Origin of the sequence: Actinomadura barringtoniae, assembly GCF_017573505.1 — a bacterium.
Lineage (GTDB): Bacteria > Actinomycetota > Actinomycetes > Streptosporangiales > Streptosporangiaceae > Spirillospora > Spirillospora barringtoniae.
Genome location: NZ_JAGEOJ010000005.1, coordinates 458,458 through 484,243, shown reverse-complemented (window position 1 = coordinate 484,243; position 25,786 = coordinate 458,458). Strand labels below are relative to the sequence as shown.

At 70.8% G+C, this 25,786-nt stretch carries 20 protein-coding genes; 10 read left to right on the top strand and 10 right to left on the bottom strand.

Annotated elements, in window-relative coordinates; translation table 11 throughout:
- Positions 1 to 150 precede the first annotated feature (150 nt).
- From J4573_RS15010 to J4573_RS14990, 5 genes are all read right to left on the bottom strand, one after another.
- Positions 151 to 1,443: a DUF58 domain-containing protein gene (locus J4573_RS15010; RefSeq protein WP_208256040.1), complete on the bottom strand. Its 1,293-nt coding sequence runs from the start codon at positions 1,441 to 1,443 to the stop codon at positions 151 to 153.
- Entirely contained in the window at positions 1,443 to 2,414 is a 972-nt protein-coding gene (locus J4573_RS15005; protein WP_208256151.1) for an AAA family ATPase, read from the bottom strand. Before J4573_RS15005 ends, J4573_RS15010 begins: the two co-directional genes overlap by 1 nt.
- Positions 2,415 to 2,476: 62 nt before the next feature.
- Complete coding sequence (locus J4573_RS15000) at positions 2,477 to 3,700, bottom strand: DUF4350 domain-containing protein (RefSeq protein ID WP_307796638.1); 1,224 nt, start codon at positions 3,698 to 3,700, stop codon at positions 2,477 to 2,479.
- On the bottom strand, positions 3,697 to 4,440 hold the full coding sequence (locus J4573_RS14995) for a DUF4129 domain-containing protein (RefSeq protein ID WP_208256039.1): 744 nt from the start codon (positions 4,438 to 4,440) through the stop codon (positions 3,697 to 3,699). Before J4573_RS14995 ends, J4573_RS15000 begins: the two co-directional genes overlap by 4 nt.
- Positions 4,430 to 5,527 carry a glycerophosphoryl diester phosphodiesterase membrane domain-containing protein gene (locus J4573_RS14990; protein ID WP_208256038.1) on the bottom strand — a complete coding sequence of 366 codons (1,098 nt, stop codon included), beginning with the start codon at positions 5,525 to 5,527 and terminating at the stop codon, positions 4,430 to 4,432. Before J4573_RS14990 ends, J4573_RS14995 begins: the two co-directional genes overlap by 11 nt.
- 369 nt (positions 5,528 to 5,896) lie before the next feature.
- On the opposite strand from J4573_RS14990, the gene mtrA reads away from it, so the two are divergent.
- The 7 genes from mtrA (at position 5,897) to J4573_RS14955 (ending at position 15,102) form a co-directional block, all read left to right on the top strand.
- On the top strand, positions 5,897 to 6,574 hold the full coding sequence (mtrA, locus tag J4573_RS14985) for an MtrAB system response regulator MtrA (RefSeq protein WP_151558308.1): 678 nt from the start codon (positions 5,897 to 5,899) through the stop codon (positions 6,572 to 6,574).
- 82 nt (positions 6,575 to 6,656) lie between these two features.
- Positions 6,657 to 8,390 (top strand): MtrAB system histidine kinase MtrB, encoded by a 1,734-nt coding sequence (gene mtrB / locus J4573_RS14980; protein ID WP_208256149.1) that lies wholly within the window; start codon positions 6,657 to 6,659, stop codon positions 8,388 to 8,390.
- Positions 8,387 to 10,168, top strand: coding sequence for an LpqB family beta-propeller domain-containing protein (locus J4573_RS14975; RefSeq protein ID WP_208256037.1), 1,782 nt, complete (start codon positions 8,387 to 8,389; stop codon positions 10,166 to 10,168). The genes mtrB and J4573_RS14975 overlap by 4 nt, the downstream gene beginning before the upstream one ends.
- A gap of 865 nt (positions 10,169 to 11,033) precedes the next feature.
- Positions 11,034 to 11,381, top strand: coding sequence for a ComF family protein (locus J4573_RS56075; protein WP_307796637.1), 348 nt, complete (start codon positions 11,034 to 11,036; stop codon positions 11,379 to 11,381).
- 657 nt (positions 11,382 to 12,038) lie between these two features.
- Positions 12,039 to 12,704, top strand: coding sequence for a ribosome hibernation-promoting factor, HPF/YfiA family (gene hpf, locus J4573_RS14965; protein WP_208256035.1), 666 nt, complete (start codon positions 12,039 to 12,041; stop codon positions 12,702 to 12,704).
- A gap of 268 nt (positions 12,705 to 12,972) precedes the next feature.
- Positions 12,973 to 13,734, top strand: coding sequence for a response regulator (locus tag J4573_RS14960; protein ID WP_208256034.1), 762 nt, complete (start codon positions 12,973 to 12,975; stop codon positions 13,732 to 13,734).
- Between the two features lie 198 nt (positions 13,735 to 13,932).
- Complete coding sequence (locus J4573_RS14955) at positions 13,933 to 15,102, top strand: winged helix-turn-helix domain-containing protein (protein ID WP_307796636.1); 1,170 nt, start codon at positions 13,933 to 13,935, stop codon at positions 15,100 to 15,102.
- A 102-nt stretch (positions 15,103 to 15,204) separates the two neighbouring features.
- Here J4573_RS14955 and J4573_RS14950 read toward each other — a convergent pair whose 3' ends face one another.
- Complete coding sequence (locus J4573_RS14950; protein ID WP_208256033.1) at positions 15,205 to 15,543, bottom strand: HGxxPAAW family protein; 339 nt, start codon at positions 15,541 to 15,543, stop codon at positions 15,205 to 15,207.
- Between the two features lie 183 nt (positions 15,544 to 15,726).
- On the opposite strand from J4573_RS14950, the gene secA reads away from it, so the two are divergent.
- On the top strand, positions 15,727 to 18,621 hold the full coding sequence (secA, locus tag J4573_RS14945) for a preprotein translocase subunit SecA (RefSeq protein WP_208256031.1): 2,895 nt from the start codon (positions 15,727 to 15,729) through the stop codon (positions 18,619 to 18,621).
- A gap of 125 nt (positions 18,622 to 18,746) precedes the next feature.
- Here the strand turns inward: secA and J4573_RS14940 are convergent, their stop codons facing one another.
- The 4 genes from J4573_RS14940 to J4573_RS14925 all read right to left on the bottom strand — a co-directional run bounded on the left by J4573_RS14940 (position 18,747) and on the right by J4573_RS14925 (position 23,409).
- The gene (locus J4573_RS14940; RefSeq protein WP_279575464.1) at positions 18,747 to 19,166 is read right to left on the bottom strand and encodes an Rv3235 family protein; all 420 of its coding nucleotides are present in this window, start codon (positions 19,164 to 19,166) and stop codon (positions 18,747 to 18,749) included.
- 226 nt (positions 19,167 to 19,392) lie between these two features.
- Positions 19,393 to 20,808, bottom strand: a complete 1,416-nt coding sequence (locus J4573_RS14935; protein WP_208256028.1) for a PTS transporter subunit EIIC — start codon at positions 20,806 to 20,808, stop codon at positions 19,393 to 19,395.
- 238 nt (positions 20,809 to 21,046) lie between these two features.
- Positions 21,047 to 21,799, bottom strand: a complete 753-nt coding sequence (locus tag J4573_RS14930; protein WP_208256027.1) for a GntR family transcriptional regulator — start codon at positions 21,797 to 21,799, stop codon at positions 21,047 to 21,049.
- A gap of 284 nt (positions 21,800 to 22,083) precedes the next feature.
- On the bottom strand, positions 22,084 to 23,409 hold the full coding sequence (locus J4573_RS14925; RefSeq protein ID WP_208256026.1) for a PTS transporter subunit EIIC: 1,326 nt from the start codon (positions 23,407 to 23,409) through the stop codon (positions 22,084 to 22,086).
- 162 nt (positions 23,410 to 23,571) lie between these two features.
- Between J4573_RS14925 and nagA the strand changes: the two genes are divergently transcribed.
- Positions 23,572 to 24,741 carry an N-acetylglucosamine-6-phosphate deacetylase gene (gene nagA, locus J4573_RS14920; RefSeq protein WP_208256025.1) on the top strand — a complete coding sequence of 390 codons (1,170 nt, stop codon included), beginning with the start codon at positions 23,572 to 23,574 and terminating at the stop codon, positions 24,739 to 24,741.
- Positions 24,738 to 25,781 (top strand): SIS domain-containing protein, encoded by a 1,044-nt coding sequence (locus tag J4573_RS14915; protein ID WP_243772970.1) that lies wholly within the window; start codon positions 24,738 to 24,740, stop codon positions 25,779 to 25,781. Before nagA ends, J4573_RS14915 begins: the two co-directional genes overlap by 4 nt.
- Positions 25,782 to 25,786: the final 5 nt, after the last annotated feature.

The window sequence follows — 25,786 nt, the reverse complement described above, 5'->3', positions numbered from 1 at the left end:
GCGTTGCGATCGCGTCCGAAGGCAGTTCCGAGCCTGCGAGGAACTGATCGCGGAGCGAGCCGCCAGGCGAGCCGGGCGCGATGCCAGCGATCGCCGCGTTGCCCGTGGAAGGAGGGCGCTCTGCGCCCGACGCCGAGGGCAATGCCAAAATCACAGCCTTCCGGCGGACTTGAGGGCCAGGTAGGCGTCGGCGAGGGCGGGGGCGATCTCTTCGGGCGGGGCGTCGACGACCTCGACGCCGTACTTGCGGAGCTCGGCGGTGAGGCGGCGGCGTTCGGCGCGGGCGCGTTCGGCGGAGGCGGCGTCGTAGACGGCGGGCAGGTCGCCGCGGGCGGCGGCCATCTCGTCCACGCGCGGGTCGGACACGGCGGCGATCATGAGCAGGTGCCGGGAGGTCAGCTGCGGCAGGAGCGGCAGCAGGCCCTCCTCGATCGCGGCGGTGTTCAGCTCGGTGAGCAGGACGACCAGGCAGCGCTGCCGTACGCGGGACATGAGCGTGGAGACCATCCCGGCCGCGTCCAGCTCGATCAGCTCGGGCTCCAGCGGCGCCATGGCCTGCACCATCGCGGGCAGCACCTCGGTACGCGAGGAGCCCTCGACGCGGGCGCGCACGCGGCGGTCGTAGGCGAGCAGGTCGACCCGGTCGCCGGCGCGGGAGGCCAGCGCGCCGAGCAGCAGCGCGGCGTCCATCGAGCAGTCCAGCCGGGGGATGTCGCCGACGCGGCCGGCGGAGGTGCGGCCGGTGTCCAGGACGAGGTAGATCCGCCGGTCGCGCTCGGGCCGCCAGGTCCGTACGACCACGTCGGCGCGGCGCGCGGTGGCCCGCCAGTCGATCGAGCGGACGTCGTCGCCGTCCACGTACTCGCGCAGCGAGTCGAACTCGGTGCCCTGCCCGCGGATCAGCGCGACGTGCTGGCCGGTCAGCTCGCGCAGCCGCGCCAGCTTGGCGGGCAGGTGGCGGCGGGACGGGAACGCGGGGAGCACGCGCAGGGTCCAGGGCGCGGAGCGGGACAGCTGCCGGGCGGCGAGGCCGAGCGGGCCGACCGAACGGACCGTGACCGTGACCGCCTGGCTGTCGCCGCGGCGGGACGGGACCAGCGTCATGTCGACGCGGCGGCGTTCCCCGGCGGGCACGTCCACCGTGACGGAACGCGGCGTGGCCTGCGCGCTCGGCGGCCAGGCGTCGCGCACCCGCGCCTTGACGCGGCGGCTGCCGAGGTTCTCGACCGTCAGCGCGACCTGCGCGGTCTCACCGAGCCGCACGTTCTTGTCGCCGCTGCGGTGAAAGCGCAGCGCCCGTACGTTCCCCGCGAGCGCGAGGTCGAGCACGACGCCGAGCAGCAGCACGCCCCAGACCGCGAGCAGCGTCCACCAGCTCGGCGCGACGATCGGGATCAGTGCGCAGAGCGCCGCGAGCAGCGCCAGGCGCCCGGTCAGCGCCATCAGCGCGGGGCGGGGACGTGGGCGAGGATGCCCTCCAGCACGCCGTCGGCGGTCGCGCCCTCCAGCTCGGCCTCGGGCCGCAGCTGGACGCGGTGCCGCAGGGTGGGGCGCGCGAGCGCCTTCACGTCGTCGGGCGTCACGTAGTCGCGGCCCGACAGCCACGCCCAGGCGCGCGAGGTCGCCAGCAGCGCGGTCGCGCCGCGCGGGGAGACGCCGAGCGCGAGCGACGGCGACTGGCGGGTCGCGCGGCACAGGTCCACGACGTAGGCGGCGACCTTCGGGTCCAGGTGAACGGTCCGTACGGCGGCACGGCCCGCGGCCAGCTCGGCGGCGCCCGCGACCGCGTTGACCTGCGACAGGTCGCGCGGGTCGAACCCGGCGGCGTGCCGCTGCAGCATCGCGATCTCGTCGTCGCGGGACGGCACCGGAACGGTCAGCTTCAGCAGGAACCGGTCCAGCTGCGCCTCGGGGAGCGGGTAGGTGCCCTCGTACTCGATCGGGTTCTGTGTGGCGCAGACGACGAACGGGTCGGGCAGCATGCGCGGCGAGCCCTCGACCGAGACCTGGCGTTCCTCCATGGCCTCCAGGAGCGAGGCCTGGGTCTTCGGCGGCGTCCGGTTGATCTCGTCGGCGAGGAGCAGGTTGGTGAAGACCGGGCCCTCGCGGAACTCGAACTCCGCCGTCCGGTTGTCGTAGATCAGCGAGCCGGTGACGTCGCCTGGCATGAGGTCCGGGGTGAACTGGACGCGCTTGAAGCCCAGGTCGAGCGCCTGCGACAGCGTCCGGATCATCAGCGTCTTGGCCGTTCCCGGGACGCCCTCCAGCAGCACGTGGCCGCGGCACAGCAGCGCGATGACCAGGCCGGTGACCACCGAGTCCTGGCCGACGACGGTCTTGCCGACCTCGGCGCGCAGGGCGGCCAGGGCGGCGCGCGCCTCCGCCGCCCCCGCTGCGCTCGCGGCGCCCTCCACGGTCCCCGGGGCGTCCTCCGCCTTGGGCGGGTCGTCGTCCTTGGCGAGCTCTACAGGGTTGTTCACGAGTCGTGAACCTGCCTTTCCAGGTCGTCGAGGAAGTCGGTGAGCCCCACCAGTTGCACGTCGTCCCCGGGTTCAGGACCGTACAGGGCCGCGTTGATCGTCGCCTCGTCGTGGGTGGTGCGGGCGGCGATCGCGGTGACGATCTCCTGGGCGGAGGCCGGGTCCTGCGCGGCGCTGCGGGGCAGGCCCAGCAGCGGTACGAGCCGTTCCCGCGCACCGGCGCGCAGCGCGTCGGCGGCCCGGTCCCTGGCGCGGTGGGCGCGGTAGAGCCGGGAGCGGCCCTCGACGGTTTCGCTGGACCGGACGACCACCGGCAGCGCCTCGGCGACCACCGGGCCGAGCCGCCGCGACCGCCACAGCGCGAGCAGGGCGACCGCGACGAGCGACTGCAGGACGAACAGCTTCACCCCGAACGGGACCAGGTCCATGAAGGAGCGGTCGCCGCCCTCGCCCGCGGTGGGGAGATCGGGCATGAGCCAGACGACGGAGGAACGGGCGCCGGCCAGGTTCATGGCGAGCGCCGCGTTGCCGTCGTCGGCGAGGTTCTTGTTGGTGAGGGGATCGGCCGAACCGATCACGGTGACCGTACGGCCGCCGACCGTCTGGATCTGCACGAGGCGGCCGAGACCGTCGGACTTGTAGCAGGACGTCGCGCCGGGCGGGGCCTCGTACAGCTGGGCCTCGCCGAAGCCCACCGATCCGGCCATGACCGCTGCCGGGAGCGTGCAGTCGGGCTGGTCGGCGGCCTCGAACGTCGGAACGGCCTCCTGGACGCCGGGTGCCAGCGCGTCCAGCAGGTCACGGCTGGGCTCGACGAGCAGCACGTCCCCGCCTGCGCGCTTGAGGCGGTCGACGTCGGTGCGGGTGAGGCGTTCCGGGCGGGTGACCACCAGGACGGTCGTCGAGGTCGCCTGCTGAACGGCCTGCTCGCTGTTGCGGGCCACCGACACGGGCGTGCCGTGCTGGCGGAGGGTCTCGGCGAGGGCGCGGGTACCGCCCTGGGAGGCCGAGGTCGGGTCGAGGTCGTCCGGCTTGCCCGACGGCTTCAGTGCGGCGATCACGATCGTGACCAGGATCAGGACGAGGATCGTGCCGATGACGCCGCGGGAGGCGCGCCAGCGGCGCCCCGCCACTTGGCGCGCGGTCGGCTCGCCCCCGGAAGCCCCACCAGAGGGGCCTGAGGACGTTCCGGAGGCGGGCGGCGTGATCGTGCTCGTCACCGCTGGTCACCGCCGTCCGCCAGGGTCGAGGCCGAGGCCGTGACCGGGGGTGCCCAGGGCTCGGTGCCCGGGTCCGACGGCTCCCGGTCGCCGCCCTCACCGTCGCCGGTCTCGCTTTCCAGAGGCCGGGGGCGGGTCGCGCGGACCCGTTCGTCCAGCCGGGTGAGCTCGGCGTACTGGTCGGCGGTGCCGGGACGGTCGCCGTACCAGACGTCGTCGAAGATCCGTACGCCCACGCGGAGGTCGTCCGCGAGGTCGGGCAGCGCCTCGCCCGCCTCGGCCGCCAGCTCGTCGGCCGTACGGCCGGGCCGGGGCCCGAGGATGGCGCGTTCCTCGAGATCGCGGGCGATCGCGCGGAGCCGTTCCCGGATCGCCTCGGGCCAGCGCCCGGCCGCCGCGTACTCCTCGGCGGCCGAACGGTGGTCGCGCGCGGTCGACGGGGTCTCGTCCAGCAGCGCCTCGGCGCGGGAACGGGCCAGCCGCCGCCCGCGCATCACCCACAGGACCAGGGCGACCGCGACCAGCGCGATCACGATGATGATCGCCCAGGAGATCCAGCCGGGCGTGCTGCCGTGCGCGTTCGGCGTGGACACCCGGTCGAACAGCCCGCGCAGCCAGTCGGAGAGCCGTTCGAAGAACCGGCCCAGCCAGGACGGCTTGTCGCGCTGGTAGATCGGCTTCTCCAGCTCGCGCCTGGCCAGCTCGCGGGCCTCGTCCCGGCCGATCGGATCAATGATCATAAGGAGCCCCGAAGTGGGTGCGTTCGATCAGGGGACTGGGCCGCCACTGGTCGAAGAAGCCGTCGTCGTCAGGGCCCTCGGACGCCGTTCCCTCCGGCGCCGCGTCGTCCTCGGCGGCGGGCGCGGGGGCGGGGGCGGGGGCCTGCGGGCGGGTGCGCAGGTCCAGGTCGAGCCCCTCGCGGCGCATCCGGCGGTCCAGGTAGAGCAGCACGAGCACGCCCGCGTCGAACGGCAGCACGACCGTCCAGCTGACGATCCTGCCCAGCGTGTCGATCGTCAGTGCGACGATCAGCTCGCCGCCCTGCGGGTGGTCGAAGAACAGCTCGACGATCAGGAACGGGATCCGCAGCGCGAAGAACCCCATGAAGACCGTGATCAGCAGGGCCAGCAGCAGCGTCCCGCAGGTGCGCCACCAGCGCCCGCGCGACAGCGTCCTGGCCCGCTTCAGCGCGCCGCCGATGCTCTGCCGTTCCAGCACCAGGGCGGGCGCGGCCAGCACCAGCAGGACGTACAGCCAGATCATCAGCCCGAGGCCGATCGGGAACCCGATCAGCCCGGCCAGGATGATCAGCGCGGGATGCGCCTCCGCCCCGGCCAGCAGGATGAACGGCAGGATCGGCACCAGCAGCCCGAGCAGCGCCACGCCCATGACCACCAGCGCCACGACCGCCAGCCGGCCGAGCCGGGGCCGGGTGTCGCGCCAGGCCTGCCGCAGCGAGGTCGGCCGATCCTCGAAGATCCCGCGCGCCAGGACCGGTGCGAGGAACCCCGACAGCAGCACGATCCCGTACGCCGACAGGACCAGCCCGAGAATGCCCAGCGTGAGCTGCGTGCCGACCGACCGCAGCAGCGGCAGGGGCGACACCTCGCGCTTGGACTGGTCGCCGATCAGGAAGAACGCGGTGAGCGACCCGGCGATCTGGATCACCGTGGTGATCGTCACCGACAGGCCGAGCGTCGCGCGCGGATGGCGGCGGATGCCCGCGACCGCGCCGTCCAGCATCTCCGAGATCGACATCGGCCGGAACGGGATGTCGCCGCCCAGCAGGGCCGCGGCGTCGCGGTCGGCCCCGTTCGGTCCCGGCATTCCTGGCTCCCTGAGCGATGACTGGTCAGGTCATCCTGTCACGAGGGCGGTGCCCGAATTGTCGATCGAGGCATGTCGACCCGGCTGTCTTGATCGTCTTGTGATCCCCGCGCCTGATCCCCGTGCCGTATCTCCTCCGTCTTTTGCGACCCGCGCACGCGACACGGTCAACCGGACAGCGTTTTCAGGAGTCCATGTTGACAATCCCGGCCTTCTTTTACGGCGTTACGGGGCCTCTATGGCGGCCGTTGCCGGGCACGCGGGGGACAGGAGGGTCATGTACAAGGCAAACGCGGGTAACCTTGCACGCCAAGGTGTGTCTCAACTCACCTCACATCACCGAACCCCGACTTTGTAGCGATGAGGGCCATGAGAGGACGTGTACTGGTCGTCGACGACGACCTCGCGCTCGCCGAAATGCTCGGCATCGTGCTGAGGGGCGAGGGCTTCGAGCCGTCGTTCGTGCACGACGGCGACAAGGCGCTTGAGGCGTTCCGGGAGACCCGGCCCGACCTCGTGCTGCTCGACCTTATGCTGCCCGGCGCCGACGGCATCGACGTGTGCCGCCAGATCCGCGCCGAGTCCGGCATTCCGATCGTCATGCTGACGGCCAAGAGCGACACCGTCGACGTGGTCCTCGGCCTTGAGTCCGGCGCCGACGACTACATCGTCAAGCCGTTCAAGCCGAAGGAGCTCGTCGCGCGAGTCCGCGCCCGGCTGCGCCGTACCGACGAGCCCGCGCCCGAGACCCTGCTGATCGGCGACATCACGATCGACGTCGCCGGCCACTCGGTGAAGCGCGGCGACAAGCACATCCCGCTCACCCCACTGGAGTTCGACCTGCTCGTGGCGCTCGCCCGCAAGCCGCGCCAGGTCTTCACCCGCGAGGTGCTGCTGGAGCAGGTGTGGGGCTACCGGCACGCCGCCGACACCCGCCTGGTGAACGTGCACGTGCAGCGGCTGCGCGCCAAGATCGAGAAGGATCCGGAACGGCCCGAGATCGTCGTCACCGTGCGCGGCGTCGGCTACAAGGCCGGTCCGGCCTGAGCCGGCTCCCCCCGTGTTCTCTTAGGTTCGGACCCCCGGTGACGAAGATGCGGTGGACGGCGCGCGTGCGGGCATGGCGGCCATGAAGGCGCCTGGCCGCGCCGCCCTCAACCTGAAGGCCGCCAGGCGCCGGGTCCGGCGTGCCCTGGGCAGGCTGCGCCGGTTCGTCCAGCGTGCGTTCCGCCGCGTCTACGCCCGGTGGCGGCGCTCCATCCAGGTGCGCGTGGTCACCTCGACGCTGTTCATCTCGGTCGTCGTGGTCGCGATCCTCGGCGTCTTCCTCCAGCAGCAGATCACCTCGGCGCTGATGGAGACCAAGACCAAGTCGGCGATGGGCCAGCTGGAGGAGGGCCTGTCGCTGCTGCAGCGCGAGTCCGTCGGGGTCTCGTCCCCGCCCACGTCCTCCTCGGACTCGGGCCCCGGTACGGGCCCGGGCGCGGCCTCCGGCTCGTCCTCCAACTCGGCCGACACCTCGCCGAACCGCGTGAAGACCGTCGCCAACGAGCTCAGGCGGCGCAGCGGCCCGTCCGGCATGTACGAGGTCCTCGTCCGCGACACCAGCTCCAAGTTCGTGGACGGCTTCGCCACCAACGGGCTGCGACCCGAGAGCGTGCCCGACCGGCTGCGGACCGAGATCCAGAGCGGTACCGCGACCCGCGCCTACACCTACGGCAAGCTCAGCTACATCGACGGCAAGCCCACGCAGCGCGGCCTCATCGCCGGCGGCAGGGTCGGCCAGTACGAGCTCTACTACCTCTTCTCGCTCGGCCAGGAGCAGAAGACGCTGACCGACGTGCAGCGCACCCTGGTCGGCGTCGGCGTCGTGCTGGTCCTGCTGCTCGCCGCGATCGCCTCGCTGGTCACCCGGCAGGTCGTCACGCCCGTACGGCTCGCCGCCCAGGGCGCCCAGCGGCTGGCCGCCGGGCGGCTGGAGGAACGGATGCGGGTGCGCGGCGAGGACGACCTCGCCCGGCTGGCCACCTCGTTCAACGACATGGCCGCCAACCTGCAGGAGAAGATCGGCGAGCTGGAGGACCTGTCGCAGGTCCAGCGGCAGTTCGTGTCGGACGTCTCGCACGAGCTGCGCACGCCCCTCACCACGATCCGGATCGCCGCGGACATGCTCTACGAGTACCGCGACACCTTCGAGGACCCGTCCGTCGGCCGTTCCGCCGAGCTGCTGCAGAGCCAGCTGGAGCGGTTCGAGTCGCTGCTCGCCGACCTGCTGGAGATCAGCCGCCACGACGCCGGCGCCGCGACCCTGGACGCCGAGTCGGTGGACGTGCGCGACCTGGTGCTGCGCGCGGTCGGCGACACCCAGAACCTGGCCGAACGCAAGGGCAGCAAGATCGTTCTGCAGCTGCCGGGCGAGCCGTGCATGGCCGAGGTGGACCGCCGCCGGGTGGAGCGCATCCTGCGCAACCTGCTCTTCAACGCCGTGGAGCACGGCGAGGGCGAGGACATCATCGTGTCCGCGGCCGCCGACCGCGACGCGGTCGCCGTGGCCGTCCGCGATCACGGCGTCGGCCTGAGGCCCGGCGAGGGCCAGATGGTCTTCGACCGCTTCTGGCGCGCCGACCCCGCGCGCGCCCGCACCATCGGCGGAACGGGCCTGGGCCTGTCCATCTCCCGCGAGGACGCCCAGCTGCACGGCGGCTGGCTCCAGGCGTGGGGCGAGCCGGGCATGGGCTCGCAGTTCCGGCTGTCGCTGCCGCGCGTCGCGGGCGCCGAGCTGCGCGGATCGCCGCTGCCCCTCGTACCGCCGGGCGCGAACACCTCCCGGACCCTCTTCGCGGAGCTGGAGGCCGGCGAATGATCGATCTGCGTCCCGCCCTGGCCGGAGCCGCGGCCGTCCTGCTGGCCTGTGCCGGCTGCGCGAGCGTGCCGACCGGCGGCCGCGTCGTGTCGGGCAAGTCCGCGGACCGCGCCGAGCAGGTCGACGACCCGACCGTACGGCTGATCCCCAAGCCGCCGCGCCCCGGCTGGGGCGCCGACGACATCGTCCGCGGCTTCCTGTCGGCGTCCGCGAGCTTCGACGACGACCACCGCGTCGCCCGCCAGTACCTGGGCGGCCCCTCGGTCTGGACGCCCGGCGGGCGGCCCGCCGTCACCGTCTTCCAGAACACCCCCGACGTGGACATCGTGAAGTCGAACGGCAACCAGGCCACCGTCCGGGTGTACGGCAACCAGCTCGGCACGATCACCTCCGCCGGGCAGTACGCGGCCGACCCCAAGCACATCCAGGCCGTCTTCACGCTCGGCCGGGGTCAGCAGGGCTGGCGCATCACCGCCCTGCCCCAGGAGGCCCAGACCAGCCTGCTGCTGACCAAGAGCGACGTCGACCAGGCGTTCCGGCCGGTGAACCTCTACTTCTTCGGGCCCGAGAAGGACACGCTCGTGCCCAACGGCATCTTCATGCCGTACGCCAACCGGCAGAGCCTGTCGACCCAGCTCGTCCAGGCCCTGCTGGGCGGCCCGACGCCCTGGCTCAGCCAGGCCGTGACCAGCGCGTTCCCCGCCGGAACGCGCCTGCTCGGCGGCGTCTCGGTCGACGAGGACAAGAACGTCGCCACCGTCAACCTGAGCCGCGAGGCGTCCAAGGGCGACGTCGACGACATGTCCGCCCAGATCAGCTGGACCCTCCGCCAGATCTCCGAGATCAAGGACTGGCGGCTGCAGATCGCCGGCAAGACCGTCGCCCCCGAGGACGGGGACTCGACCCAGTCCGTTCACGACTGGTCGGACAAGGACCCGGACGGCAACAACGACCCGCGGATCCAGCAGACCCCCTACCTGGTCGGTCTGAACGGCCACCTCAGCACGCTGCAGGGCACCACGGTCCGCGACGCGCCCCCGGTCAACACGCCGATGACCGTTCCCGCCGTCGCTCCCGACACCCTCGAGGCCGCGGGCCTGAGCCCCGACCGCACCCAGGTGCTCACCGCCGACCTCACCTCCGGCGGCCTCGTCCGCCCGCCGCTCCTGAACCACCAGGCCAAGGGCTCCACGTTCACCGCGCCCACCTGGGACCGCAACACCGTCCTGTGGTTCGTCGAGACCACCAAGGACAAGTCCTGGCTGTGGACCCGTCAGCGGGGCGCGGCCCCCCAGCGCGCCAAGATCTGGGGCCTGAGCGGCCGCGAGGTCCTGGCCTTCCGCATCGCCCGCGACGGCGTCCGGGCCGCCGCCATCGTCAAGGTCGACGGCAAGACCCAGATCCAGGTCGGCCGCATCGCGCACGGCCCCAAGGGCGAGATCGACGCCGGCTCGTTCCTCCCGGTGAGCTCCGAGCTCGAGGACCCCCGCGACCTGGCCTGGCGCGACTACAGCAACCTCGTCGTCCTCGGCCGCCAGCACGGCGAGGCGCAGATCCTCCCGTACCTGGTCCCGGTCAGCGGCGCCCCCGTCAGCGGCCTCGGCAACGGCACCCTGTCCGGCGAGGCCTGGACCATCACCGCCGCCCCCGACGCCCCGGTCCTGGTCGGCACCCGTACCGGCGACCGCGACCAGGTCTGCCGCCAGCGCAGCGCCCGCGACCCGTTCAGCGAATGGGCCTGCGACATCAAGGGCTCCGGCCCCACCTATCCCCGCTAGTTATCCACAATCCCGCGCACCCCTTCCACCCGCCGTTTCGGGGCCGCATCGTCGAGTCATGCGCTTATTCGCTTCGCTGCTCGACCTGGTCCTTCCCGAACGCTGCGCAGGCTGCGGCCAGGCCCCGACCCTTCTCTGCGCCCCCTGCGCCGCCCACCTCTCGGGCCCGCCCACCCTCTCCTGGCCGACCCCCAGCCCCCCGGCCCTGCCCCCACCATGGTCCATAGCGCCCTACGAGGGCCCTGTACGCGCGTTGATCGTCTCCCACAAGGAAAGAGGCCGGACCGCCCTGGCAGCCCCTCTAGGGGCCGCTCTGGCCCGTTCCACCCAAGCCGCCTTAACCCACGCGCCCCCGCCCTCCCGGCCCCTGAGCCCGGCGCCCGGGCAGAGACCCTGCGAGCCCCCTGCCCCAGCCGGGCGCCAGACCCCGCGCAGCCCAGCCAACCCCCGTGGGCCGGCCGGCCCACACGGCCCTGACATGGCGCGGGGCTCTGAGACGGCGCGCGGCGCTGGCACGGCGCGCGGCCCTGATGCCGTGCGCAGGCTGGGTTCCGTGCGCGGGCCGGTCGACTCACGTGGGCCGGGCGCCCGGCACGAGTTGAGCGGAGTGTGCGGGCCGGATGCGGGGTGTGGGCCGGACGCCATGCGTGGGCCGGACGCCATGCGTGGGCCGGATGCTGTGCGTGGGCCGGATGCTGTGCGTACGCCGGGCGCTGGGTGCGGCGCGGGTGCCGTGCGTGGGTCGGGCGGCATGTGCGGGCCGGGCGCCTGGCTCGAATTGAGCGGGGCCGGCGGGCTGGCTGCTGTGCGCGGGGCGGACACGTGGCAGCGGCCCAGCGCCCAGGGCGGGGTTTGGTTGGTGGGGGTGCCTTCGGCTCGGGGGGCGGTGCGGCGGCGGGGGTACGACGCTACGCGGCGGATGGTGGTCGAGGCGGCGCGGGTGTTGCGGGCGGGCGGGGTTCGGGTCGAGGCGGCGGACGCCTTGCGGCACCGGCGGCGGGTGGCCGATCAGGCGGGGCTCTCGGCGGGGGAGCGTGCGGCCAACCTGGTGGGGGCGATGGAGGCCGTGGGGGTGGCGGGGCGCCGGGTGGTGGTGGCGGACGACGTGATCACGAGCGGGGCGACGGCGGCTGAGGCCGTACGGGCGCTGAGGGCGGGTGGGGCGGAGGTGGTGGGGATCGCCACCGTGGCGGCGACGAGAAGGAAATGGTGACTTTCTTCATGCGGGGCGGCCGGGATGGCAGAGAGTTACAAACCGTGACGGCGGGCGGAGCGAGTTGTCCGGGATGGGGTAGATGGTTGTGTTATCAACAGTCACGGCCGGTCATCGACGCGGTCTGGATTTTCAAAACTCACCAAGCGGCCATATCGCGGTGACCTGGGTGGAGGCCGCCGGATGGAACCCCTGCGTTCAGGGGGATCCACGGCACGCCAGCGGCGGCCCGGGAGCCGTATGAGACGGCGGTGAGAGGTGCGTCGATGACGGTGCGTGAGTTTTTCCTCCGTTCACCCACCTGACATTCGTGGCGTAAGGGGTTAGCGTTCCTGACATGGCACCCGCCCGGGTCCGTGGTTGCGTCGGATCGCCGTGCTCTTCGAGAGCACGTCAGGCGGTCCGGCAAGCCGATGCCAGGCGCAGGCGAAGCGGCCCACGTAAGGCGACTTTTCGTCGACCGATCACGGTGCGCCTTAGGAGTAAGTCCTGCCCCGCCGAGCGATCAGACATCGCTCGAACCGGGAGAAGGGCAGTAGTGGCGATAGCGCCGCGAGCCCCTCGGCAGGCGAATGTGGGGACGAAGACCAGGTCGGCCGGGCGGGTGCGACCCCGAACATCGGGAGCCCGTTATTTCCGGGAGAAGGGGGGTCCCGCGTGGACATCATCGTGAAGGGCCGCCGTACGGACGTCAACGACAGGTTCCGGCGGCACGTCGACAACAAACTGGCCAAGATCGAGAGACTGAACCAGAAGGTCATCCGGGTGGACGTGGAGGTCTCCCAGGAACGCAATCCACGCCAGGCCGACACGCGCGAACGGGTCGAGCTGACCGTTCGCCAGCGCGGGCCGGTCATCCGGGCGGAGGCCGCGGCCGACGATCGATATGGAGCGCTCGACCTGGCGCTCGACAAGCTCGAATCCCGCCTACGCCGCGACTGCGACCGCCGCAAGGTCCATCACGGCAGCCGGGCTCCGGCCAAGCTGGCCACCATGGAGCCGCTCCCAGAAGTCATGCTCGAACCGGCGACCGAGGACGCCGGACCGGTGACCACACTGTCGGAGAACGACGGCTACGACGGTGCCGCGTCGGAGGATCTCGACGAGCACCTCGTCCCTATCGCCATGGAGGGCGACGGACCCGTCGTCGTCCGCGAGAAGTTCCACAAGGCCGAACCGATGGGCATCGAGCAGGCCCTTTTCGAGATGGAGCTGGTGGGCCACGACTTCTTCCTCTTCCGCGACAAGGCCAACGGCCACCCCTCCGTCGTATACCGGAGGAGAGGGTGGGACTACGGAGTCATCCGCCTTGTCGAAGAGTGATGTGGCACTTGCGTCACGTCACCGTCCAGAGCATGTCATGATCTAGAAAGCGTTACGCACAAGGCCGTGGACACGGTGGTCCGGGGCGATCGGCAGCGCGTGAACGGCGCGCCGGTTCGCTCGGGCCACCGTTCCGCGACAAGGTTTCTCCGGGGGCGACCCCGGGCCCCACGCGTTCCCCGGGGGAACGACCCCGGGACCCTCCGAGAGACCCAAGATCACGGACTGTGAAGGGGGGAAGCGGCGTCTCCTCCACGCCGCGACTCAGGTGAGCGAGAATCCCGAGACTCGCGGCGCCGCGGCGGTTCCCCGTCAGGCCGCCGGTGACACCGCAAGACCAGGAGGCCGGGACGGGGAGGCACCCGCCGACTCGATCCGGGTGCTGATCGTCGACGATCACGCGCTGTTCCGCCGCGGCCTGGAGATGGTCCTGCAGGGCGAGGACGACATCGACGTGATCGGCGAGGGCGGTGACGGTCACGAGGCGGTCGAGATGGCCGGCGACCTGCTGCCCGACGTCGTGCTGATGGACATCCGGATGCCGCGCCGCAGCGGCATCGAAGCCTGTACGGCCATCAAGGACGCCGCCCCCAGCGCCAAGATCGTGATGTTGACGATCAGCGACGAGGAGGAGGACCTCTTCGAGGCCATCAAGGCCGGGGCCAGCGGCTACCTGCTCAAGGAGATCTCGATCGACGAGGTCCCGCAGGCCGTCCGGGCCGTGCACGGCGGCCAGTCGCTGATCAGCCCGTCCATGGCGTCCAAGCTGATCACCGAGTTCGCCTCGCTGGCCAAGCGCAGCGAAGAGCGCACCCAGCAGGTCCCGGCGCCCCGCCTCACCGAGCGCGAGATGGAAGTCCTCCGCCTGGTGGCCCGCGGCCTCGGCAACCGCGAGATCGCCAAGGAGCTGTTCATCTCCGAGAACACGGTGAAGAACCACGTCCGCAACATCCTGGAGAAGCTCCAGCTCCACTCCCGGATGGAAGCCGTCGTCTACGCCGTCCGAGAGAAACTCCTCGAGATCACCTGACCCGGATCTCCGGATCACCAGCCCGCCTCCGGGCGATCACCAGCCCGCCTCCGGGCGATCACCAGCCCGCCTCCGGGCGATCACCGGATCGCCTTCGGCGGCCGTCCGACCCGCCCGCGGAGGCCGTTTGGCCGTCGCTGGCGGACGCGGGGCAACCGTTGAAGGCGTTTTGTCGGTGTCGCGTTCTACGATCGCGGCGTGAACGTACTGACCGCCGACGAGGCCCGCCGCATGCAGCTGCGCGCCCAGGGCCTGCTGGGCTCGGGCGGCCGCGACGGCGGCGTCCCGGGCCTGCTCGAACGCCTGGGCGCCGTCCAGCTCGACACGATCTCGGTGCTCGCCCGCTCCCACGAGCTGATCCCGTACGCCCGCCTCGGGCCGGTCGGGCGCGCCACGGTCGAGAAGGCCTACTGGGGCGACAAGCCGCGCGCCTTCGAGTACTGGGCGCACGCCGCCTCGATCCTGCCGATCTCCGAATGGCCCTCGTTCGCGTTCCGGCGCCGCGCGTTCGTCGAACGGGGCTGGCGCTGGCACAAGGTCCCCGAGGGCGTCTGCGACGAGATCAGGGCCCGCCTGGCCGACGGCCCGATCACCACCAAGGACCTCGGCGGCGCCAAGGCGGGCGCCGACTGGTGGCAGTGGAGCGACCACAAGATCGGCATCGAGTGGCTGTGGGACATCGGCGAGGTGGTCTGTGTCCGCCGCGTGGGCTGGCGCCGCGTCTATGACCTGGCCGAACGCGTCGTACCGCCGCACCTGCTCGACCAGGACCTCGACGACGCGGCGTGCCTGACTCGCCTGGTCCGCCGCGCCGGTGAGGCACTGGCCGTCGCCACCCGGGCCGACCTCGCGGACTACTACCGCGTCAAGCAGGACCAGGTGGACGCGGTGATCGAGGCCACCGGCCTGGTCCCCGTCCAGGTGGAGGGCTGGAAGCAGCCAGCCTGGGCCGACCCCGAGGCCCTGGCCACCCCGCCCCGGGGCCGCCACGTGACCACGCTGCTCTCCCCGTTCGACTCCCTGGTCTGGGACCGCGCCCGCGCCTCCCGCGTCTTCGGCTTCGACCACCGCCTGGAGGCCTACGTCCCCAAGGACAAGCGGATCCACGGCTATTTCGCGATGCCCCTGCTGGCCGGTGGCCGCCTCCTGGGCCGCGTCGACCCCGCCCGCGAGGCAACGACCTTGATCGCCCGCCAGGTCACCCTGGAGCCCTGGGCCACCACCCCCGCCCGCCAGGAATCCACCCTGGAGGCTCTCCGCACAGCCCTCTGGCGAGCCGCCGCCTGGGTCGGCTGCGACTCGGTCCGCGTAGAAAGGATCAACCCATCCGGCATGGGCCGCGGCTTGGACCTGACCCCACCCGCCTGAGCCGGGAGAACGCTGGGGAAGGGGCCGGGGATGCGTTCGCCCTGCCCACGGGTGGGCAGGGCGGTTCGGGAACTGCGGGTTTGGGTGTGTCGTGGGCGATGGTCAGCCGTGCGGCATTTGCTGGGTGTCGGTCCTGGTGGGACTTTCCAGGGTCTCGCCGGCCAGGCCGCCGCGGCGGCGGTCGGTGCTCTTGCCGAACAGGGAATAGTCCACGATCTCCGGGATGACGCGCGGGGCGTCCACGACGACGTCGGAGAAGACGTGGACGGCGGCGCTGACGATGCCGCCGACCACGACGACCGCGACGCCTGCCCAGAACAGGATCCAGTTCGGGCCGATGACCAGGGCGACCCCGCCCAGGACGAAGCCTATGAAGATGATCGTGACGGCGACCCAGGAACTGGGCCTGCCCGCATGCGATCCGTGGGACTCTTCTGACATCTCACGCCCCCCTCAGGTGCATTGCTAGATCTTCCGCCGGGATGGGTAGGTCAAACAGAATGGGGCTTGGATTGCGCCTTCGCGTGCGCTAGACCATCCTGGGTCTCGCCTACGATGGCATCGTACGTGTGGTGTGCGTGCCGCCGGTCGCGGTGACCCACGATCTGCAAGGAGCCTCTGAGAGTGCCGCCAGTCATCGATAAGATCCTTCGTGCGGGCGAAGGCAAAATCCTGCGCAAGCTCAAGAAGCTCGCGGATCAGGTCAACTCGATCGAGGAAGACTTCCTCGACATGAGCGACGCCGAGCTGCGCGAGCTCACCGATTCCTATCGGGAGCGTCACGCCGAACGGGTCGCCGCGCTGACCGACAAGGGCAAGGACGAGAAGGACGCCATCAGGGAGTCCCTCGACGAGCTCCTGCCGGAGGCGTTCGCGACCGCCCGTGAGGCGGCCAAGCGCGTGCTCGGCCAGCGCCACTACGACGTCCAGATCATGGGCGGCGCGGCGCTGCACCTCGGCCACATCGCCGAGATGAAGACCGGTGAGGGCAAGACCCTGACCTGCGTGCTCCCCGCCTACCTGAACGCGATCTCCGGCAAGGGCGTCCACGTCGTCACGGTGAACGACTACCTGGCCAAGCGTGACGCCGAGTGGATGGGCCGCGTTCACCAGTTCCTGGGCCTCGAGGTCGGCGTCATCCTCCCGCAGATGACCCCGGAAGAGCGCATCGTCGCCTACAACGCCGACATCACCTACGGGACCAACAACGAGTTCGGGTTCGACTACCTGCGCGACAACATGGCGTGGAGCCTGGAGGAGTGCGTCCAGCGCGGCCACAACTTCGCCATCGTCGACGAGGTGGACTCGATCCTGATCGACGAGGCCAGGACGCCGCTGATCATCTCCGGCCCGGCCGAGCAGAACTCCAAGTGGTTCGGCGAGTTCGCCAAGATCACGCCGCGGTTGAAGCGCGCCGAGCTGGTCAGCACCGCGGGCCAGGTGGACGAGTACGGCCCCGGCGACTACGAGGTCAACGAGAAGAAGCGCACGGTCGGCATCACCGAGTCCGGTGTGGAGAAGGTCGAGGACTGGCTCGGCATCGACAACCTCTACGCGCCCGAGAACACGCCGCTGGTGAGCTTCCTCAACAACGCCCTCAAGGCCAAGGAGCTCTACAAGAAGGACAAGGACTACGTCGTCCTGAACGGCGAGGTCCTGATCGTCGACGAGTTCACCGGCCGCATCCTGCACGGCCGGCGCTACAACGAGGGCATGCACCAGGCCATCGAGGCCAAGGAGGGCGTGGCGATCAAGGACGAGAACCAGACTCTCGCCACGATCACCCTCCAGAACTACTTCCGCCTCTACACCAAGCTGTCCGGCATGACCGGTACGGCCGACACCGAGGCGGCGGAGTTCAACAAGACCTACAAGGTCAACGTCGTGCCGATCCCGACGAACAAGCCGATGATCCGCCAGGACGTCGCCGACGTGGTCTACAAGACCGAGCAGGCCAAGTTCGAGGCGTGCGTCGAGGACATCGCCGAGCGGCACGAGAAGGGCCAGCCGGTCCTGGTCGGCACCACCTCGGTCGAGAAGTCCGAGCGGCTCAGCAAGATGCTGAAGCGGCGCGGCATCCCGCACCAGGTGCTGAACGCCAAGCACCACGAGCAGGAGTCGGCGATCATCGCGGAGGCGGGCCGCAAGGGCGCCGTCACCGTCGCGACCAACATGGCCGGTCGTGGCACCGACATCATGCTCGGCGGCAACCCCGACTTCCGCGCCGACCTGGAGCTGCACAAGCGCGGCTTCACGCCGCTGGAGACCCCGGACGAGTACGAGTCGGCCTGGCCGGACGAGCTGGAGAAGGCCAAGGAGGCCGTGAAGGGCGAGCACGAGGAGGTCGTCGACGCCGGCGGCCTGTACGTGCTGGCCACCGAGCGGCACGAGTCGCGGCGCATCGACAACCAGCTCCGCGGTCGTTCCGGCCGTCAGGGCGACCCGGGTGAGTCGCGCTTCTACCTGTCCCTCGAGGACGACCTGATGCGGCTGTTCAACTCCGCGCGGGTCGAGTCGATCATGACGCGGCTGAACATCCCGGACGACGTGCCGATCGAGTCCAAGATCGTCTCCAATGCGATCAAGTCGGCGCAGAGCCAGGTCGAGCAGCAGAACTTCGAGATGCGCAAGAACGTCCTGAAGTACGACGAGGTGCTGAACCGCCAGCGCACCGTCATCTACGGCGAGCGCCGCAGCGTGCTCGAGGGCGCCGACCTGCACGAGCAGGTCCGCACCATGATCGACGAGGTCATCAACGGCTACGTCGCGGGCGCGACGGCCGAGGGCTTCGCCGAGGAGTGGGACCTCGACAAGCTGTGGAAGGCGTTCAAGCAGCTCTACCCGATCTCGGTCACCACCGACGATCTGGCCGAGGAGGTCGGCGGCGACATCTCCGGTCTCGACGCCGAGACGCTCTCGGAGAAGATCCGCGAGGACGCCCAGACCGCGTACGACAAGCGTGAGGACGAGCTCGGCGGCGAGGTCGTCCGCGAGCTCGAGCGCCGTGTGGTCCTGTCGGTGCTCGACCGCAAGTGGCGCGAGCACCTGTACGAGATGGACTACCTCCAGGAGGGCATCGGCCTGCGGGCCATGGCGCAGCGCGACCCGCTGGTCGAGTACCAGCGCGAGGGCTACGACATGTTCAACGCGATGCTCGACGGCATCAAGGAGGAGTCGGTCGGCTACCTGTTCAACCTGGAGGTCGAGGTCGACGACCAGGCCGAGCAGGCGCCGACGGTGGGCGTCAACCCGGTCGCGGTGTCGGACTCGGCCGCCACCGACGACGTCCCGGTGGACGACGTTCCCGCCGACGATGCGCCGCACATCCACGCCAAGGGCCTGGACGACAAGCCGTCGCGTCCGAAGAAACTGGACTACTCCGGCCCGACCGCCGAGGGCGACGTCGAGCACCACGTCGAAGAGGACGACGAGTACGCCGGCGTCAACCGCAACGACCCGTGCCCCTGCGGCTCGGGCAAGAAGTTCAAGCGCTGCCACGGCGACCCGAGCAACAAGTAACACGCTCTGAAACGGCCTCCCGGACCCGTCCGGGAGGCCGTTTCGCGCATTCAGGATGCTCAGCCGACGGCGCTGAGGCCGGTCAACGGCTGGTCTCGCGCTGAGGGCAGGGTCCGCTCGGCCGCCTAGGGGAGGGTCAGCTTTCGCAGGCGCGACCCCATCCGTTCGGCGGTCTCGATGGTCGTGCAGCGCCAGCGGCCGCGCCCGTACTCCAGCCGCAATGCGAGCGCCTGCACGGTCCCGTTCAGTACGACCACCGCCCCCGCCTCGGCCACCCCGGCGGCCGGTTCCTGCATCCAGGACGTCAGTACGCGCGGCGGCGAAACTCGGGCCCCGTTCGCTAAAGGCGCCTGGTGGGCGGCCAGGCTCATGCAGACCTCCGCCGTGGCCCGCCGCGCCAGCTGCCGTACGGGCACCGTTCCCGCCATCACTTCCACCACCAGTCGCACCGTGGCCTCAACGGGCCCAGGTCCCTGCCACGCCGCATCCGCCCCCGCCTGCAAAGCGAGTGAGCCATCAGTGACGTACGAAAAACGCTCGCGCATGACAACGACCTCCTGGTTCAGGTGAATTCACCGACCAGGAGGCCGCGCCGCCGAGATCGATACGCCGTGACCGACACCGGGCACGGGCGTAACGCGTTCAACGTCCTACAAGCAAGCGGCGGCGGGGCGCCTGGGTGTGGGGGGCGCCCCGCCGCCGCGGGTGCGAGCCTCGTTAGGGGGACGGGGCTCGGAGGGTGGGACCGGTGGGCTGTCGGTCCCGGTGGATCTACTTCGCCGGTTCCTCCTGCGGAACGCGGTCCTTCTTGGAACGGCGGCCCTTGGTGTCGGTGCCGCCGCCGAGCTCGGGGTTGGTCGCCGGGTCGACGGCGATCGACTCCTCGCCCTCGGGCTCGCGGCCCGGGGTGGCGAGGTTGAACTTCCTGATGATGAACGTGAAGAGCAGGTAGTAGATCGCGGCGTAGATCAGCCCCATGATGATCAACGGGACCAGCTTGTGGGTGTTGGACTTGCTGCCGTTGATGATCATGTCGATGGCGCCCGCCGAGAAGCTGAAGCCGAGCTTCATGCCGAGGGCGTCGGCGATGGCCAGGGAGACGCCGGTCAGGATGGCGTGCACGCCGTACAGCACCGGGGCGATGAAGACGAACGCGAACTCGATCGGCTCGGTGATGCCGGTGACGAACGCGGTCAGCGCGGCGGAGATCATGATGCCGCCGACGGCCGGGCGGCGGTGCTTGGGCGCGGCCCGCCACATGGCGATCGCGGCGGCCGGGAGGCCGAACATCAGCACCGGGAAGAAGCCGGTCATCGTCCAGCCGGCGCCGTCCTGGCCCTGCAGGTAGCAGTTCAGGTCGCCGGAGTAGACCTTGCCGCCGACCGTGCAGTCGGGGATCTGGAACCAGACGACGTTGTTGACGACGTGGTGCAGGCCGAGCGGGAGCAGCGCGCGGTTGATGACGCCGTAGACGGCCGCGCCGATCGTGCTGTTGTCCGACATCCACTCGCCGGCGTTGGCGATCCAGTCGCCCAGGACCGGCCAGACCCAGCCGAAGAGCAGGCCGAGGAGCAGCGCGGCGAACGAGGTGATGATCGGCACGAACCGGCGGCCGCCGAAGAAGGCCAGCCAGGTCGGCAGCTTGATCCGGTAGAAGCGCTGGTAGAGCAGGGCGGTGACGATCCCGATGAGGATGCCGCCCAGCGCCTTGGTGGGGTTGGCCGCCGCCAGGTCGAGCGCGACCTTCGGCTTGCCCGGGTTGTCCGGGTCGAAGAGCTGCTTGGTGATCTTGCTGTAGACCTGGCTCTTCTCGTCGAAGGTGTGGAAGAACATCGTCATGCTGACGTAGTGGAAGACCATGTAGCCGACCACGGCCGCCAGGGCGGTGGTGCCGTCGGACTTCTTGGCGAAGCCGATCGCGACGCCCACCGCGAACAGCAGCGGCAGCCAGTCGAAGATGGCGCCGCCGGCGGCGGCGAAGATCTCGGCGACCCGGTCGGCGCCGGAGAAGTTGAACCAGGCGTCCTTGTTCTCGCCGATGACGTCGGGCTGGCCGAGGCGCAGCAGGAGGCCCGCGGCGGGCATGACGGCGATCGGGAGCATGAGGCTGCGGCCGATGCGTTGCAGCACGGCGAGGGCCTTGGAGCTCCCGCCGGGGATGTTTCCCACGGCTGTTGTCGAACTCATCAGGGGGTTTCCTCCTCTTACCGGGGGTCGCGCTAGACGCATGGGGCGCTAGACGTCTGGCCGCGGCCGGCGGATCGCTGCGGAGAGCGGCGGATCGCGCCTTGGCGGCATGGGTGTGGAAGGCCGGGCGATGGCCTTGGGGCGGAACGGGTCGGGCGGGTCCTTGGGCGGAATGAGTCGGGCGGGCCTTTGCGGAAGCGCCTCTGCGGGGTGCCTTTGCGGGGGCGGCCCGGACGGATCAGTTGTGGTTGTTCTGGTTGCTCGGGGGATTTCCTAGGGCGGTGTGGATCTGGTAGCGATCGGCGCGGTAGGTGGAGACGCCCAGTTCCGCGCAGATGCCGTTGGAGTACGAGCGGCGTTGGAGGAGCAGCACGGCGCTGCCCCGCGGGATGTGGAGTTGCTTGGCTTCGGCCGCGTCGGCCACCGCGGCGTCGATGGTCTGGTCGCCGGCGTCGAAGACCAGCCCGTACACGGCCTCGAGGACGCCGTACAGCGAGCGGTCGGCCAGCCTGCGGTCCAGCAGGTCGGGGGCCAGGGAGGCCAGGATGTGCGCGCGTTCGAGCGCCATCGGCTCGCCGTCGGCGGTGCGCAGCCGCTCGATGACGTGTATCGGGGTGCCGGCCTCGACCTCGAAGAGCCGGGCGAGGCGGGCGTCGGCGGGCACGGTGCGGCGGGTCAGGTCGACCGCGCCCGGCCGCAGCCCGCGGGCCAGCATGTCCTCGGTGAACGAGACCAGCCGCAGCGGCATCTCGATCTTCGGCCGTGCGACGAACGTCCCCTTGCCAGGCACCCGGTACAGCCGGCCCTCGGTCACCAGCTGGTCGACTCCCTGGCGCACGGTCATCCGGGACAGGTCGTACTTGGCGCACAGCTCCCGCTCGGACGGGATCGGCGCGTCCACCGGCAGCTCCGCGTTCTCGATCAGGTCGAGCAGGATCGCGCGGAGCTGGAAGTACTTCGGTACGGGGCTGTTCGGGTCGATGGCTGTCACGGGGGTCCTCGAGGGCCGGGGAGTCCGGTCGGGAGTACTGGTCGGGTCAGGTCAGTACTGGTCTAGGCCGGACTAGACCACAGCCATTAAACCCGTGTCAATGCACGAATGAATAACGGCCGCATCACGCCACGGGCGCCCCAAGATCAATGGATTCCGCAGGTCAGCGGGCTGTAAATCCCGCCGTCCGCCCAGCTCCCGCCCACCTCTCGGACGGCGGAGGCCGGGGCGGTGAGGACACCGCCCCGGCCCCTCCGTGACCTGCGAAATCGTTATGTTCGGTACTACTTCGACGTTTCGGTCGCCGGATCGATGACGGCGCCCTCGGCGTCGTCGGGCTCGCGGCCGGGCGTCGGCAGGTTGAACTTCTTGATCACGAACGTGAAGATCCCGAAGTAGAGGAAGAAATAGACCACGCCGAGGCCGATGATGGCCCACAGATGCTTGGTGTTGCTCTTCGTCGCGTTCAGCAGCATGTCGATGAGCCCCGCGGAGAACGAGAAGCCCAGTTGGGCGTCGATCGCGGCCAGGACGTACATCGAGATGCCGGTCAGCACCACGTGGATCGCGTACAGCACCGGCGCCACGAACATGAACGAGAACTCGATCGGCTCGGTCACGCCGCAGACGAACGCGGTCAGCGCCGCCGAGATCATGAGGCCGCCGACCGCGCCCCGCTTGTGCGGAGGCGCCGCGCGCCAGATGGCCATGGCCGCGCCCGGCAGCCCGAACATCAGCACCGGGAAGAAGCCCGACAGGAACGTACCGGCGTGCGGGTCGCCCGCCAGGTAGCGGTTGATCTCGCCGTGCACCGCGCCGTCCGGGCCGTTGTAGGTGCCGAACACGAACCAGATCAGCGAGTTCAGGATGTGGTGCAGGCCGAACGGCAGCAGCAGCCGGTTGGAGATGCCGTAGATGCCGGCGCCGACCGCGCCGAGCCCGGTCAGCCAGTCGCCGAAGTCGTCGATCCAGCCGCCCAGTGTCGGCCACACGATGCCGAACACGACGCCGAGCACGAGCGCGGCGGCGGCGCTGATGATGGGCACGAAGCGGCGCCCGCCGAAGAACGCCAGCCACGACGGCAGCTTGATGCGGTAGAAGCGCTGGTAGAGCAGGGCGACCATGAGGCCGACGACGATGCCGCCGAGCACCTGGGTCGGGTTCTTCAGCCCGTACCCGATGGTCTCCTTCAGGCTCCCGTCCTCCTGCTGGACCATCTGGACGACGGTGCCCTTGAGCTGCGAGGAGTGCGAGAACATCGTCTTCGAGACCCGGTCGAAGACCAGGTAGGCGACGACGGCCGACAGCGCGGTCGAGCCGTCGGCCTTCTTGGCGAAGCCGATCGCGACACCGACGGCGAACAGGATCGCCAGGTTGTCCAGCAGGGCGCCGCCCGCCGCGGCGAAGACCTCGGCGATGCGGTCCCAGCCGAGGCCGTCCGCGCCGAGCAGGTCGGCCTGGCCGAGACGGAGCAGGATGCCGGCCGCGGGCAGCACCGCGATCGGGAGCATCAGGCTGCGCCCGATGCGTTGCAGGACCGCGAACGTCGAGGACCAGGCGCTGCTCGCGCCGCCCCCGCCCCCGCCGGCCACGCTGGCCGTGGAACTCATGAGCGGATGACCTCCCCCGAGTGGGCCCGATCTCAGAAGTTCGGACCGACATCTTCGCTCTGACCGTTGTGTGGAGTATGGTTCGTACTGGTCTAGTCCGGACTAGACCAGTGGCAATCCGACCGCAAAGAGCGGCTCAAGCGTCACGGAGAGTGCGCACGCATGGCATCACTTCTCATCACCGCGAAAAGCGTGATCAACATCCCCGTCGCGGGTGGTCCTACCCGCGTTCTCTCACCGGGATACGTGCGCGCCGAGAACGGGGTGATCACCGAGGTCGGCGAGGGCCGCCCGGACGGCACCCCGGACGTGGACCTGCCCGACGGAGTCCTCGCGCCCGGCCTGGTCGACATCCAGGTGAACGGTTTCTACGGCCACGACATGGTCGACGCCGGTGAGGACGGCTGGCGCGAGGTCGTCGGCCGCCTCCCCGAGACGGGCGTGACCTCGTTCCTCCCGACGTTCATCACCGCGCCGGTGCGGGTGCAGGCCGACGCGCTGACCCGCCTGCGCGACCTGCTGCCCGGCCTGGACGGAACGGGCACGCGCGTGCTCGGCGTCCACCTCGAAGGCCCGTTCCTCTCAGAGAAGCGCAAGGGCGCGCACAACGCCGCCCACCTCACCGACCCGACCCCCGAGGCGCTCGCCACGCTGCTGGAGACCGGCCTGGTCAAGCTGGTGACGCTGGCTCCCGAACGCGATGGAGCACTGGACGCGATCCGTACCCTCACCGAGAACGGCGTCCTGGTCAGCGTGGGCCACAGCGACGCGACCGCCGAGCAGACCAAGCTCGCCGCCGACGCCGGCGCCCGCAAGGTGACCCACATCTTCAACGCCCAGAGCGGTGTCGACCACCGCAACCCGGGCGTGGCCGTCCAGGCCCTCACCGACGACCGGCTGCACCCCGGGATGATCGTGGACCTCGTCCACGTCGCCCCGGCCGTCGTGCGCCTGGTCTTCCAGACCGCGCCCGGCCGGGTCGTGCTGGTCACCGACGCCGCCGCCTCCGCCGGGATGCCCCCCGGCACCTACGAGCTGGGCGGCGAACCCATCACGATGCCCGAAGGCGGCGGCCCTCCGCTGCGCGCCGACGGCACGCTCGCGGGCTCCGGCCTGCGCCTCGACGAGGCGATCGCGAACGCGGTCGGCGTCGGGATCGACCTTGTCACCGCCATCGACGCCGCGACGCGCGTCCCGGCCGACCTGATCGGACGGACGGACCTCGGCCGCATCGCCCCCGGCGCCGCCGCCGACCTGGTCTGGCTCGGAGACGACCTCCGCGCGCATGCGACGTGGATCAACGGGCAGAACGTCTTCAGAGGGGGATCATGACCACCAGCCGGATGCGGATCGAGATCGGCGAGCAGCCCGAGGCTCTGACCCGCACGATCGACGCTCTGCTGCCGCGGATGTCCGACGTCGGGCTGCTCGCCCGCGGGACCCGCCAGGTTCTGTTCATCGCGCGCGGCTCGTCCGACAACGCCGCGGTGTACGGGCGTTACCTGGTCGAGTCGCACACCGGGCGGCTCGCCACGCTGGCCGCACCGTCGATCGCGACGACCTACAAGAAGCAGCTGGACCTGTCCGGCGTGCTCGCCGTCGCGATCAGCCAGTCGGGCAAGACCGAGGAGATCGTCGAGACGCTGGACTGGGCCACCAGGTCCGGCGCCCGTACCGTCGCGATCACCAACGGCGCCGGCTCGCCGCTCGCCGAGGCGGCCGAGGTCGCGCTCATCACCGAGGCGGGCGACGAGCTCGCCGTACCGGCGACCAAGACCTACACGACCCAGCTCGCCGCGCTGTCGGTGCTGGCCCTCGGGCTCGGCGCCGACGTCGACCTCGGCGACCTGCGCCGGGTGCCGGACGAGGTGGAGCGCCTGATCGCCCTCACCGAGGCGTCCGAGGCGCTGCCCGCGATCGTGGAGGAGCTGGCCCAGGTGCCCGGCGCCGTCGTGTCCGGCCGCGGCATCGCGTTCGGTACGGCGCTGGAACTCGCGCTCAAGCTGAAGGAGGCGTGCTACCTGCACGCCATGGGCCTGTCGTACGCCGACCTGCTGCACGGCCCGATCGCCGTGGTCGACGACCAGACCCCCGCGCTGCTGGTCGCCGCCGACGCCGGCCCGACCCTGTCGGGGACGATCGCGCTGGCCCAGCGGGTCAAGAGCGCCGGCGCCCGCGCTTACGGCATCGGCGGCGGCACCGGGCTGGCGCAGGCCAGCTCGCTCGCACTGCCCGGCCCCGCGCTGCCCGAGTGGGTCTCGCCGCTCGGCCTCATCGTGCCCGGCCAGATCCTGGTCGAGAACCTGGCCCGCAGGCTCGGTCTCGACCCGGACGTCCCGCGCGGGCTGAACAAGGTCACCCAGACCGACTGACCGTT